The following is a 13,033-nucleotide window of genomic DNA, read 5'->3' on the forward strand; positions in this document are numbered from 1 at the left end:
TTTATTTTACACCAAGATACTCTGTGATGCCATCTGCAATCCCTTGAGCTACCCGGTTTTGGAAATCTTCATCAAACAGTGTGGCTTCCTCTTTCGCATTACTGAGATATCCTACCTCAAGCAAAACAGCAGGCATCGTCGTTTCCCGAATGACATGGAAATTGCCATAACGAATGCCCCGGTCTGTTAAACCTGTCGCTGGTGCAAAGTACTTATGCATGACGTCCGCGAACGCTTTGCTTGCACTACGCTGGTAATACGTCTCTGTACCGTTGGAAGCCGAGCTGCCGCTGCTGTTGGCGTGAATGGACACGAATACGTTGGCATTGAGATTTTCAGCCACTTTTACGCGTTGTTTAAGCTCCAAAAACGTATCATCGCTGCGTGTCAACACAACCTCAAGATTAGGGTTCTGCTTCAAAATGCTTTCTACCTTCAGAGCCATAGCCAAGTTGAAGGTCTTTTCGTAATTTTTTCTAGAAATCCCAACGGCTCCGGAATCCTTCGCTCCATGACCGGCATCAATAACAACGACTTTTTTGCCATTGCTGTTAACTGGTGAGGTCTGTGTACCATCCGGCTGTGAACCATCTGGTAAGGTAGCGTCAGGTGTTGTATTCACTGAATCCTTCGATGCCAGATCGACGATAACACGACTCGAGCCGTCATTGTATGCGGTATAATTCATGACATGCTTCAGATCAATAACAACACGAACCGTTGAAGGTTCCTTTTGGAATAAAGCATAACGGATACCGGATACATCCGCTTCATCCTGAATATCCAGTGAACCATTCTGGCTGCTGTCCAGCTTTTGCTGGGCCCCAAAGTTGTCAGCAAAAGCCGTAGCCGGCAAATCCACAACTACTCGATCAGGGGCAGTCATTGTAAATGCTTTTGGCTTCACTGCACCCGTAGTCGTAATGGTTAAGCGGTTTTGACTGAAACTGATTCCCTGTACCTGCATTACACCTGAACTGGCATTATTCGTTGGTAAAGTTACACTTCCAGTATCTGTGCTGCTATTCCCGGATTTAGGAGGAGTAAATTCCCCGTTTCCCGACCCGCTGCTGCGGGTATATAATTTTACGGACTTGGAGCTACTGTCCCATTTTACGTCCAGTCCCATTTGCTCGCCGATAAAGCGAAGCGGTACAAGGGCATAATTGGAACGCAGCAGAGGCGAAGCATCCAGACTAATGTCGCTTCCATTGACAGTCGCCGTCTTGCTTCCGATTATCATTCGGATCGAGGTACTGTCCTTCTCAATCGTTATGGTTCGCGCCTGCTGCTTCCATGTCACGTCATAACCTAAATTTTCAGAAATTACGCGTAGCGGAACCATTGTACTTCCACCAATCACTTGTGCCTTAGCACCGCTCGGGACACTTAACTGTTGATCGTCGAGATAGATTTGTGTTCCACTCGAAGCCGCATGTCCATAACCCGGAACCGCCCACATGAAGACAAATAATAACAACAAAAAACCAAATTTCTTCATTCGTCACCCTTCCATTCATAATTTTTTTGCCACATGCTCCGGTGCGGCGACCTGATATACGCGCTTATGTAATATCAGACAACCTTTTAGACGTTATTCCACACCAAAAGTTGCGAATATATTCCATCATAACAGAAATATACGTGCCAAAGAACTAGTTTTGTCGAATTTTAGCTAAAAATATAGTTCATTCGCTTTGCGGCTAAGGTCATTGATCGGATTACAAAAAAAAGCTGCTTTCTCCCTAAACATGGATAGGGATAAAAAGCAGCTTTGGGATGAGTTTCATACGATCTCATTTAAAATTTTCAAAATTATGAGTTGATAGAATCACTCGTGTCGTTGACCGTCACAGTCCCCAGATATTCCTTTAGACCGTCCACAATCCCTTCCGCAATCCTTTCCTGTGTTTCTTCCGAGAACATGGCTGCTTCATCAGACAGATTGCTAAGGTAGCCACATTCCAGCAACACGGCTGGCATTTGGGCCTTTCTCGTCACGATATGATTCGCCACCTTAATCCCGTTATCCTTAAATCCGGTTGCTGCCACAAGATGCTTATGCATCGTCGTTGCTAGCCCCAGACTTCCCTGACGTGCATAGTAGGTTTCAGAACCGTTGGCTTTTCCTTTATTGGAGGGGAGCATACTGTTTCCATGGATCGAAACAAATACGCTTGCATTCTGATCGTTTGCAAGCTGGGGGCGTTCATCCAGTGTAGGATACGTATCTCCATCCCGGGTCATGACTACCTGAATATCAGGATCGTTTTGCAAGAGCTGCTTGACCTTTAACCCTACAGCCAGTGCAAACTCCTTTTCATGTCTTCCAGTGATACTGCCTGCTCCGGGATCTCTGCCACCATGCCCTGGATCAATGACGACTATTTTCCGTCCGCCGCTGTTGGTTGGTGTCACAGCCTGATCAACACTGCGTTCACGCAATTGGAGTGTGATTTCACCTGTGCCGTTAGTTGAAAGCTCGTAATCACGTACCTGGTTTAAAGCAATTACAATGCGGACGCCGCCCTTTTGTCCATCGGCGGGAGCAAACCTGACTTCCTGCACATCCTCGCTGTCAATATTCGTCAGCACTCGTAATCCATCGCTACGAAGCGGAAACTGCTGAGAAATTTCCGACGTAAGCACAGCTTCTGCCAGATCTACAACAATGCGATCAGGTCCCGTCATCTTGGTCACTTTGGGCGTTACATCCCTGTTCAATGAAATCTGTAATGCCTCATCTTGAAAGGTAATGTTTTGTACTAGTAGTGTATTTGCTTGTAGCTGTTCTGTATCCTGCTGCTTGGATGATGCGAGTTCGTCCTGTGTAAGCTTGTCTGATCCAGTCAGCTTTGTAGTCGTTGTTGTTAACGAAGACGTTTTTTGTGTACTCGTGATCTGTGTCTGCGTTTGTGATGTTTTTTGGGATGGAGACTGTTTTTCTGTCTGCTGGTCTGTCACCTTTTGACTGAGATTTACGGATTTATTTTTATTATTCCAATCTACCTTCAGCCCCATTTGCTCCCCGACAAAACGTAACGGAACCATGGTGGAGTTGCCACGCAGCACAGGAGGTGCGTCCAAATTGACCGTTTGTCCATTCACATCAGCCGATGTACGGCCCACATACATGGACATATCCGTGCTGTTTTTTTGGATTGAGATTTTATAGGCTTGTGGTTCCCATTTAAATTGATATCCAAGTTGTTCACCAACCACTCGAAGCGGAACCATGACTTTTCCATTGACCATCTCAGGCTTGGCATCTGCGGGCGCTTCTATCCTTTTTCCATCTAAAAACAACTCTGCTCCAGCCGCATTCACATGAGAGGAGGACGGCCACAACCAAATTAAGATAGCCGCCAGTATCAACCAACTATATTTCTTCATCCTCATTCCCCTAACTTAGATATGTATTTTTTTGTGCTACTGCATAGGCATAGTCCTTCAGGCATTTTACATTTACCATACCATGCTGAGTCGAACCGTCAACCCCTTATTTACCAATTTATCTTATGAACATGACAAAAGCCCGCAGGCAAAAGGATTGCCAGTACGGGCTTTTTGTCCAACAAACCAGTTCACTTTATCGCTACAAACTCATACTGAGCTGGAATTATGCGCCTTGCTTCGCAGCACGCTTCTGTTCATAAGCCAGAATTTCAGCCTCATGCTGGAGCGTCAAGCCAATGTCATCCAAACCTTGCAGCAAAAATTGACGGCGATGCTCATCCAGATCAAAATCAATATGCAGACCATAATCGTCGGTAATTGTTTTTTCGTTCAGGTCTACGTTCAATTGGTAGTTATCATGCTTCGCTGTGCGTTGAAACAAATCCTCTACTTGCTCCTCAGACAACTTGATCGGTAAAATAGCATTTTTAAAACAGTTATTATAGAAGATATCCGCATAAGACGGTGCAATTACGCAGCGAAATCCATAGTCCATGATCGCCCACGGCGCATGCTCACGGGAGGAGCCGCAGCCAAAGTTGGCACGAGAGATCAGAACAGATGCTCCTGCATAGCGAGGTTTATTCGGTTCAAAATCAGGATTTATATTTCCTTCCTCATCAAAACGCCACTCGTAAAACAGAAACTGTCCAAAACCTGTGCGCTCGATTCGTTTCAAAAACTGCTTGGGGATAATAGCATCTGTATCTACGTTCACCCGATCCACAGGTGCTACAATCCCTTTTAAAGTTGTGAATGCTTCCATTGTAAATTCCTCCTCCGTATCCTAGTGGACTACTGCTTCCTGCTTGAACTTCCAGTCCCGTACATCGACAAAATGTCCATGAATCGCCGCAGCGGCTGCCATTGCCGGAGATACGAGGTGAGTACGCCCTCCACGTCCTTGACGACCTTCAAAGTTACGGTTAGAAGTCGACGCACAGCGCTGTCCCGGTTGAAGTACATCCGGATTCATGGCAAGACACATACTGCATCCCGCTTCACGCCACTCAAATCCTGCTTCCTTGAAAATGACGTCCAGTCCTTCTTCCTCGGCCTGAATTTTCACACGTCCTGAGCCCGGTACGACGATTGCCGTTACTTTGTCAGATACCTGGTAGCCCTTGGCAACCTCGGCAGCAGCGCGCAAGTCTTCAATCCGCCCGTTTGTGCATGAACCGATAAACACATAATCAATCGCAATATCCGTGATCGGTGTGCCTGGCTTCAAATCCATATATTCAAGCGCTTTTTCAGCAGCTTTACGTTCGTTTTCTGTCGGCAATTCTGCCGGAATCGGTACTGTGGCAGAGATATCTGTACCCATGCCCGGGCTAGTCCCCCAGGTTACTTGTGGAATCAAAGCATCCACATCAAACTCTAGCACGACATCAAACTCAGCGCCTTCATCTGTAACAAGCTCTTTCCACTCAGCAACCGCCTGCTCGAAAGCAGCTCCTTGCGCTACATGTTGACGTCCACGCAAGTAGTTAAAGGTTGTTTCATCCGGCGCAATCATACCCGCTCTGGCTCCGCCTTCAATGGACATGTTGCACACGGTCATGCGCTCTTCCATGCTCAATTCGCGGATGGATTCACCTGTATACTCAATAACATAACCGGTAGCGAAATCCGTGCCGTATTTGGCGATGACACCCAAAATCATATCCTTTGCTGTCACACCCGGCTTGCGGCGGCCCACAAAGCGGACTTCCATTGTTTTTGCTTTAGCTTGCTGGAGACATTGCGTTGCCATTACGTGCTCTACTTCGCTGGTTCCGATACCAAAAGCGAGCGCTCCGAACGCGCCATGTGTGGAGGTGTGACTGTCACCACAAACAATTGTTTTACCCGGGTGAGTCAGACCGAGCTCCGGCCCCATAACGTGAACGACACCTTGATCAATCGTATCCAGATCATACAGTGTGACACCGAAATCACGGCAATTTTGAGTCAAAGTATCAATCTGCTGCTTGGAAATCGGGTCCGTAATATTGTAACGATCCTTCGTCGGTACGTTATGATCCATCGTCGCAAACGTAAGCTCTGGACGACGCACCTTGCGTCCGCTCAGACGAAGCCCCTCAAACGCCTGCGGCGAGGTCACCTCATGTACTAGATGAAGGTCAATGTACAAAATACTCGGCTTTCCCTCTTCCTGATAGATGACATGGTTATCCCAAATTTTCTCGAACATGGTCTTTTTGCTCATCATAATTCACCCCTGTGTTTTTCGAACCTATTGTAGAGAAGTCTGTACGGCTTTCTCTTGGATGTCAACAATATACCACGGCATGCTTGATTGATCCAAGATATGATATCTATAGAAGTGATAGGTTAAGGCTATAAGGCGGGTTAAGGCAACATGGGATAGATATTGGTATAAATACGCCATGAACATTTCCCAACGAGACAGCTTTACTTCACATCTGCTCTGCTTGTGTTTATTGAGGTAACAACGTGTACAAATCATAAACAGAACATATGTTCTGTTCAAGAAATTTACAGATAGAAAAATATTCCTAGGTCTGATAGACTACTTGTAAAATGGGAGTTTGCAAAATCCTGAAATATTAAAAGAGGAGATTATTATGAAGCGCCTTCTTACTTTATTGTTAATTTTTGTTGTCTATTTTGGAACGATTCCAACAATACATGCGAATCCGTCGAATTATCGTATTTTTTTGGATGGAAAGATTGTGACACTTCAATCTGCCCCTCGCATTGAAAGTAACACCCTTATGGTTCCAGTTGTCCCGTTGTTAAAAAAATTAGGCTATACAGCTGCTGTAGATCCCGATATTCCTGATCGTGTAAAAATAACAAATTCGAATAATTCGATTACCTTTGTGATTGGTGCTAAAAATATTTATATCAACGGAAAAGAAATTCGTATGCCTATTAGCTCTAAATCATACAATGGAGTAACTTACCTTCCTATGCGCGCAATTTCGCAAGCGCTCAGGAAACCATTTGGCAGTAACCCTACAGAACAGTACGCCTGGATTGGAGCTGCACCTAGTAAAAACCAAAACATTCCCCCAGAATTGCAAGGGAAAGATTTTAGAAATGCTGTATGGGGTATGACAGTTCAGCAAATTAAAAGGTCCGAGACACTGCCTCTCATCAATGCTGTCACTGAATTGGATGATTACGGCATGAGTAATATGTACTATACTTATTTGGACTACAAAGGTGAATACAACGGGTACAAAGCAGTTTACACTTATATCCTATCCGGGAAGAATAAAAACAGCACTAAACTGATTGACGGACAGATTTTATTTCCTGAAAAATTTAGTAACATGCAAAACTATATAGATCGTTTCTTTAAAATTAGTTCTAAAATGCAATTGGCATACGGTGCACCCGTTGAAACGGAGCGACCACGAGGAAGAGATCAGAGTAAATGGGCGGAAGACCTGTCTTTAGGTAATCTCTCATTAACCGATTACTACAATGTCGGTCGAAATTCTTATTATATCCGATTGTACAAAAGTATGAATTCTGAATATCCTCAATTGGATATTTTGGTGTCTCAAAGATAATATTAAATTTTTTTCTGAGAATCAGTACGACAGTGTAATTGATTTTATCAAATACTTCGAAGATCGCTATAGAACTGACTAAACAAAAAGCTCTGCCGACCCATTAAGGTCAGCAGAGCTTTTACTATTTCACTATAAACCTTACCTTTTTTCCATCAGCATAATAACTTGTACCGAGAAAATAGTTGCCAGCAAAAATACGATGTTAACTTCTGGGTTCGTAGACCATTTCGTCAACAGATCGGCCGATTTTCAATGCACTGCGTAGTAAAAAAATCGCTTGACTTGGAGTTAACTCCAAATGTAATAATATCGGATGTAAGTAGGTGAAGAGTAATCGGAGTAAGCTACATTTGAAGGAAACAATACCTAGGAAAGTGAGGAACAATCAAATGGAATATGTGAAACTTGGAAATACCGGCTTGGATGTATCCCGGCTTTGTCTTGGCTGTATGGGCTTTGGTGTTGCAGAGCGGTGGATTCATCCTTGGATACTTGATGAAGAACGCAGTCGTCCAATTATAAAAAAAGCCCTGGAGCTTGGTATCAATTTTTTTGATACTGCGAATGTATATTCAGACGGAACAAGCGAGGAAATTGTTGGGCGGGCTTTAAAGGATTATGCGAATCGAGATGAAATTGTCCTCGCGACGAAGGTTCATTTCCGTATGCATCAAGGTCCAAACGGTGCGGGACTTTCCCGAAAGGCAATCATGAGTGAAATAGATAAAAGCCTTAAGAGACTGGGAACAGATTATGTGGATCTGTACCAAATTCACCGCTGGGATTATAATACTCCCATCGAAGAGACGATGGAAGCATTACATGATGTTGTGAAGGCCGGGAAGGCAAGATATATTGGTGCTTCTGCCATGTACGCATGGCAATTTCTGAAGGCGTTACATGTAGCTGAGAAAAATGGATGGACCCGGTTTGTATCGATGCAGAATCATTTAAACCTCTTATATCGTGAAGAGGAGCGGGAGATGCTGCCACTTTGTAAGGAAGAAAAAATCGGTGTGGTTCCATACAGCCCTCTTGCAGGAGGAAGATTGACGCGTGATGCGCAGGAAACAACACATCGTTCCGAAACCGATCAAGTTGCGAAATCTAAATATGATGCGACTGCACATACCGATCGATTGATCGTGGATCAGGTTGCGGCAATCGCAGAACAACGTAGAGTTCCCCGTGTCCAAATCGCACTTGCCTGGTTGCTGCAGAAAGAACCGGTAACAGCTCCCATTATCGGTGCTACGAAAACGTCTCATCTCGAAGATGCGGTAGCTGCGCTCTCGATTACGTTAACACCTGAAGAAATTGCGTTGCTGGAAGAGCCGTATGTTCCTCATCCGGTAATTGGAGCCCAGTAAATTTTGATGCGATGACAGTTTTGATATAAGAAACGACAAGAACGCCCTATCCATTTACTTGGGGCGTTCTTGTGCTAAAATCGGGAGGTGAAATCTGCATGTTGATAGCAGAAGTAAGTAAAAAATTTGATCTATCACAGGATACACTCCGCTATTATGAACGCATCGGACTTATTCCACGTGTGAACCGCAATAAAAGCGGAATCAGGGATTATACGGAAGAAGACTGCAGGTGGGTTGAATACATCAAATGTATGCGAGCCGTAGGTCTTCCAGTTGAAATTTTGATTGAGTATGTTGGGTTGTTTCAACAGGGTGATGAAACCATGGATGCTAGAAAAGAACTCCTAATCGAGCAACGTAAGCAGCTCATAACAAGAATGGAAGACATGAAGAACGTGTTGGAACGCATGGATTATAAAATTGCAAGATATGAACAGACAATATTTGAAAAAGAAAAAACACTAAATAGACCACAAGATTAGTTTTGTGAATGACAATGGGGGAATCATACCACAAGTCAGCTCTGTCTATAGTAGTAATATTGGCGTCTGGTTCAGTAAAGAAACTTGTGCCTATAGTAAGGATTAGGATCATCGAGTTGGGTAATTACTTATACAAAGGAGTGAAAAATCAATGATTAGTAAAGTCGGTCAAATTATGTTGTATGTAAATAACCAAGATGAGTCACTGGATTTTTGGACAGGAAAAGTAGGATTTAATGTAATTTCAGAAGAAAATAATGGTCAAGGAATGAGATGGATTGAAATTGCTCCTGAAAAGGGTGAAGAAACAAGTATCATTCTCCATAATAAGGAATTCGTTGCTAAAATGTCACCTGAATTAAATCTCGGTACACCTTCTTTAATGTTTTTTTCGGAAAATCTCGATCAATTACATGGCGACTTATCCAATAAAAATGTCAAAGTCGGAGAAATTGTAAATATGCCTTCCGGCAGAGTATTTAACTTTGCAGACAATGAAGAAAATTACTTTGCTGTAATGGAAAAAAAGTAAATTACGATAAAAATGGGATAACGATCAGTCATCCCACCTTTATAAAAGAGTAAAAGCCCTCCGTTTAAGAGGGCTTTTTCATATATGCTGGCCGCAAACTAAAGTCATTCGATTGACCTCACTAACCTCCAATCAAGTCCACTCCAACCTCATCTATGTAAAATTATGGCTTAGTGTAATGAATTTCACATCTTTCCGGGTCAACCTGTTCTACCATAGAAGAGTGATACGCCGTGCTGGGCAGACCACTTTGGGCGGGACGGGTGCGTTCTGCTGTAAATCAGCTACACAGGCTGTCTGGCATGTGCGGCAAGCACGCTTTTATTTTGATTCGAAGCGGAGTGTCCAGATGTTGAATATCGAATGGGAATACCGTGAGCGCATCAGGAAGCTGGCCGTATGCATTGTCAAGCATTACCGAGGAAAAGGACCGGACAATGTCAAGGTTTCACTGGATTCGCCGCTCCGGATTACGGTAGAAATTTGGGGCACCTTGTCCAATCTCTCCGAAATTTTGGTTCATGAAGGGGCTGGCGAAAAGGTCAAAGAATATTGGAACGTCCTTCGTCCTTATCTGGAAAAGGAATTTATGAGCGAAGCTGAAAAAACACTTGGCAGTCCCTTCACTTACACTTGGGAAGTCTACCCCTCCGTCCATGGAGACGGACATATTATCATTACTCTTGAATTACAACACATACACCGGTTGGATTAGCGGGAAGGAGCTTGTCTCCTCGCCTGCGGATAAGCCAGTACAGGATGCAGCGTGAAGCGGCATTTTTGTATTGGCTTTTTTTTATGTTACGAGCTTCATCTATTTCATATAAAAAGAGGTGCTGCACACATGGCAGACAAGGTATTGACCGTATGTCCCTACTGCGGAAGCGGTTGTCAGCTTCATTTGCTGGTGGACAAGGGACAGGTAATTGGCGCAGAGCCGGCTGGTGGTCGTACAAACGAAGGAACACTGTGTCTGAAAGGACATTATGGATGGGATTTTCTGAATGACCCGCAAATCCTAACCGCACGCTTGCGCAAGCCCCTGATTCGAAAAAATGGAGTCATGGAGGAAGTGGAGTGGGAAGAAGCCATTCAATATACCGCTGAACGCCTTTTAGCAATCAGGGAAAAATACGGACCCGATTCCATTATGGGAACAGGCTCCGCACGTGGTCCGGGAAACGAAGCGAATTATGTCATGCAAAAGTTCATGCGGGCGGTCATTGGCACGAACAATATTGACCATTGCGCTCGTGTATGCCATGGCCCTTCTGTGGCTGGTTTGACATACTCACTCGGGGACGGAGCCATGTCCAACTCCATTCCTGAAATTGAACACTCTGATCTTATTTTCGTGTTTGGGTATAATGCACCCGAAACACATCCGATCGTCGCAAGACGCATTGTAGCTGCCAAGCAAAGAGGTGCCAAAATTATTGTATGCGATCCGCGCATGACTGAAACTGGACGCATTTCAGATATGTGGCTACCTCTAAAAGGCGGTTCGAACATGGCTTTGGTGAATGCTTTTGGTCATGTGCTTGTACATGAAGGACTGTACGACAAACGATATGTGGAAGCAAACACAGAAGGCTTTGCCGAATACGTAGAAAGCATTAAAAAATATACGCCTGAATATGCAGAAGGCATTACGGGGGTCAAGGCGGCTGACATTCGAGCAGCTATGAGGGAATATGCAAAGGCCCCTACCGCTACAATTCTGTATGGAATGGGCGTATGTCAATTTTCACAGGCCGTTGACGTGGTAAAGGGACTCGCTTCTCTTGCACTGTTGACCGGAAATCTGGGCAAGCCGAATGTGGGGATTGGGCCTGTGCGGGGGCAAAACAATGTCCAGGGCTCCTGCGACATGGGCGCATTGCCGAATGTATATCCTGGTTATCAGGATGTAACGGATAGCACGGTTCGTAAAAAGTTTGAAAAAGCATACGGTGTTGAGCTGCCGCGTAAAAAAGGATATCCCCTTACGGAGGTGCCACACCTCATCCTGAAGGAGAACAAGCTGAAAGCTTATTATATTTTCGGCGAGGACCCTGTACAAAGCGATCCGAACGCCGCCGAGTTACGTGAAGCGCTAGACCAATTGGAATTTGTCGTGGTGCAGGATATTTTCATGAATAAAACGGCGCTGCACGCCGATGTCATCCTCCCTTCTACCTCCTGGGGCGAACATGATGGTGTGTATTCCTCGGCAGACCGCGGCTTTCAGCGCATTCGCAAAGCGGTCGAGCCACAAGGTGACGTAAAGCCGGACTGGGCCATTATTAGCGAAGTTTCTACCGCCATGGGCTACCCTATGTCCTATGCAAACACAGAGGAAATTTGGGATGAAATGCGTAGCCTCTGCCCGTTATTCGCTGGTGCCAGCTACCAAAAAATGGAGGAACAAGGTGGCGTACAGTGGCCCTGCCCTACAGAGGATCATCCAGGCACACCGTATTTGTACAAAGGTAATCAATTTTCCACTCCTAATGGCAAAGGCCGATTATTTGCCTGCGAATGGCGTCCGCCGCAAGAACAGCCGGATGCGAAATTCCCGCTTGTCTTATCTACAGTCCGTGAAGTGGGGCATTATTCCGTACGCACCATGACCGGTAACTGCCGTGCGCTGCGCCAGTTAGCTGATGAACCGGGCTTTATACAAATTAGTCCGGAAGATGGAATCGATCTGAATATTCTCGATGGCGAAATTGTCGCCATATCCTCCCGTCGTGGACGCATTATGGCACGAGCGCAGATTAGTGACCGTGTGCAACAAGGCGCGACCTATATGACCTATCACTGGTGGGTTGGAGCATGTAACGAGCTGACCGCTGATTTTCTCGATCCGGTATCTAAGACCCCGGAATTAAAATACTGCGCCATTCGGCTGGAACGGATCGCCGACCAAACACAGGCCGAGCGTGATGTACATGAATCGTACCAACGGATTCGCAGACAGATGAACGTCCAGGAAGCTGTTTTGGCGGATAAGGTGACGAGATGAGCGGGACACGAAACGCGCTGAGTCGTCCGATGAGTAGAATGGGAGCAGCCGATAGAACAAGCGCTGTCGCCTCTTCCTTTGTGGTCGCAGATGCCGGGCACTGTATCGGCTGCAAAGCCTGCGAGCTGGCGTGCTTCGCCGTTCACAGTCAAACTAACGGCATAGGCGCTTCGGTCGGAACCGTCAGCGTGCCTGTCGTACCTAAGGTGTATGTTGTACGCGCCGGGGATACGTATGTGCCTGTGCAATGCCGGCATTGTGAGAATGCGCCCTGCGCACATGCCTGTCCGGTTCAGGCCATTCGACAGGAGAACGGTGTGGTTATGATTGATGAGGAGCTGTGCATCAGCTGTACCTCTTGTGTTTTGGCCTGTCCCTTCGGGGCCATTGAGGTATCTATCGTCTACCGGGAAGGACGCGTCATGACGCAGCCCGGCTTGACTGATCGTGCCGCTCACAAGGCTCTCCCCCGGACTGCCGCAGGCAAATGCGACCTCTGCGCAGACACAAACGGAGGACATCCTGCCTGTGTAGAAGCCTGTCCAAACGATGTACTACGGCTGGCTATAGTCGAGTCCGATCCGCTTCCCGAGCGTCGGCGGGAAGTCTTCTTCCCTCGCCTGTAAGGCCAA

Annotated in this window: 11 protein-coding genes; 7 read left to right on the forward strand and 4 right to left on the reverse strand. The window is 45.7% G+C overall.

The features are described from left to right. Window position 1: 1 nt before the first annotated feature. From ABIA61_RS05805 to leuC, 4 genes are all read right to left on the reverse strand, one after another. Window positions 2-1,501, reverse strand: a complete 1,500-nt coding sequence (locus tag ABIA61_RS05805; RefSeq protein ID WP_283652175.1) for an N-acetylmuramoyl-L-alanine amidase family protein — start codon at window positions 1,499-1,501, stop codon at window positions 2-4. Window positions 1,502-1,815: 314 nt separating this feature from the next. Further along, a complete protein-coding gene (locus ABIA61_RS05810) occupies window positions 1,816-3,393 on the reverse strand; it encodes an N-acetylmuramoyl-L-alanine amidase family protein (RefSeq protein ID WP_404580457.1) in 1,578 nt (525 codons plus the stop codon). 226 nt (window positions 3,394-3,619) lie between these two features. Next, complete coding sequence (gene leuD, locus ABIA61_RS05815) at window positions 3,620-4,222, reverse strand: 3-isopropylmalate dehydratase small subunit (protein WP_283652177.1); 603 nt, start codon at window positions 4,220-4,222, stop codon at window positions 3,620-3,622. Window positions 4,223-4,243: 21 nt separating this feature from the next. Continuing rightward, window positions 4,244-5,668, reverse strand: coding sequence for a 3-isopropylmalate dehydratase large subunit (leuC, locus tag ABIA61_RS05820; protein ID WP_404521317.1), 1,425 nt, complete (start codon window positions 5,666-5,668; stop codon window positions 4,244-4,246). A 379-nt stretch (window positions 5,669-6,047) separates the two neighbouring features. On the opposite strand from leuC, the gene ABIA61_RS05825 reads away from it, so the two are divergent. The 7 genes from ABIA61_RS05825 (at window position 6,048) to ABIA61_RS05855 (ending at window position 13,027) form a co-directional block, all read left to right on the forward strand. Continuing rightward, the gene (locus ABIA61_RS05825) at window positions 6,048-7,004 is read left to right on the forward strand and encodes a copper amine oxidase N-terminal domain-containing protein (protein ID WP_404521251.1); all 957 of its coding nucleotides are present in this window, start codon (window positions 6,048-6,050) and stop codon (window positions 7,002-7,004) included. A 392-nt stretch (window positions 7,005-7,396) separates the two neighbouring features. Next, the gene (locus tag ABIA61_RS05830) at window positions 7,397-8,377 is read left to right on the forward strand and encodes an aldo/keto reductase (protein WP_404580458.1); all 981 of its coding nucleotides are present in this window, start codon (window positions 7,397-7,399) and stop codon (window positions 8,375-8,377) included. Between the two features lie 98 nt (window positions 8,378-8,475). Then, window positions 8,476-8,862, forward strand: a complete 387-nt coding sequence (locus tag ABIA61_RS05835; RefSeq protein ID WP_283652179.1) for a MerR family transcriptional regulator — start codon at window positions 8,476-8,478, stop codon at window positions 8,860-8,862. A 151-nt stretch (window positions 8,863-9,013) separates the two neighbouring features. Next, the gene (locus tag ABIA61_RS05840) at window positions 9,014-9,394 is read left to right on the forward strand and encodes a VOC family protein (protein WP_283652180.1); all 381 of its coding nucleotides are present in this window, start codon (window positions 9,014-9,016) and stop codon (window positions 9,392-9,394) included. 178 nt (window positions 9,395-9,572) lie between these two features. After that, window positions 9,573-10,109 (forward strand): hypothetical protein, encoded by a 537-nt coding sequence (locus ABIA61_RS05845; protein ID WP_404518960.1) that lies wholly within the window; start codon window positions 9,573-9,575, stop codon window positions 10,107-10,109. A gap of 129 nt (window positions 10,110-10,238) precedes the next feature. Next, window positions 10,239-12,401 (forward strand): formate dehydrogenase subunit alpha, encoded by a 2,163-nt coding sequence (gene fdhF, locus ABIA61_RS05850; protein WP_404580459.1) that lies wholly within the window; start codon window positions 10,239-10,241, stop codon window positions 12,399-12,401. Then, entirely contained in the window at window positions 12,398-13,027 is a 630-nt protein-coding gene (locus ABIA61_RS05855; protein WP_404580460.1) for a 4Fe-4S dicluster domain-containing protein, read from the forward strand. Before fdhF ends, ABIA61_RS05855 begins: the two co-directional genes overlap by 4 nt. The last annotated feature ends 6 nt before the right edge of the window (window positions 13,028-13,033 follow it).

It is taken from the genome of Paenibacillus sp. RC21, assembly GCF_044907935.1.
Taxonomy (GTDB): Bacteria; Bacillota; Bacilli; order Paenibacillales; family Paenibacillaceae; genus Paenibacillus; species Paenibacillus terrae_A.

Bases quoted from the DNA above. Each gene is read 5' to 3' on its own strand.
- ABIA61_RS05805 (WP_283652175.1), bottom strand. From the start codon at position 1,501: ATGAAGAAATTTGGTTTTTTGTTGTTATTATTTGTCTTCATGTGGGCG.
- ABIA61_RS05810 (WP_404580457.1), bottom strand. From the start codon at position 3,393: ATGAAGAAATATAGTTGGTTGATACTGGCGGCTATCTTAATTTGGTTG.
- leuD (WP_283652177.1), bottom strand. From the start codon at position 4,222: ATGGAAGCATTCACAACTTTAAAAGGGATTGTAGCACCTGTGGATCGG.
- leuC (WP_404521317.1), bottom strand. From the start codon at position 5,668: ATGAGCAAAAAGACCATGTTCGAGAAAATTTGGGATAACCATGTCATC.
- ABIA61_RS05825 (WP_404521251.1), top strand. From the start codon at position 6,048: ATGAAGCGCCTTCTTACTTTATTGTTAATTTTTGTTGTCTATTTTGGA.
- ABIA61_RS05830 (WP_404580458.1), top strand. From the start codon at position 7,397: ATGGAATATGTGAAACTTGGAAATACCGGCTTGGATGTATCCCGGCTT.
- ABIA61_RS05835 (WP_283652179.1), top strand. From the start codon at position 8,476: ATGTTGATAGCAGAAGTAAGTAAAAAATTTGATCTATCACAGGATACA.
- ABIA61_RS05840 (WP_283652180.1), top strand. From the start codon at position 9,014: ATGATTAGTAAAGTCGGTCAAATTATGTTGTATGTAAATAACCAAGAT.
- ABIA61_RS05845 (WP_404518960.1), top strand. From the start codon at position 9,573: ATGAATTTCACATCTTTCCGGGTCAACCTGTTCTACCATAGAAGAGTG.
- fdhF (WP_404580459.1), top strand. From the start codon at position 10,239: ATGGCAGACAAGGTATTGACCGTATGTCCCTACTGCGGAAGCGGTTGT.
- ABIA61_RS05855 (WP_404580460.1), top strand. From the start codon at position 12,398: ATGAGCGGGACACGAAACGCGCTGAGTCGTCCGATGAGTAGAATGGGA.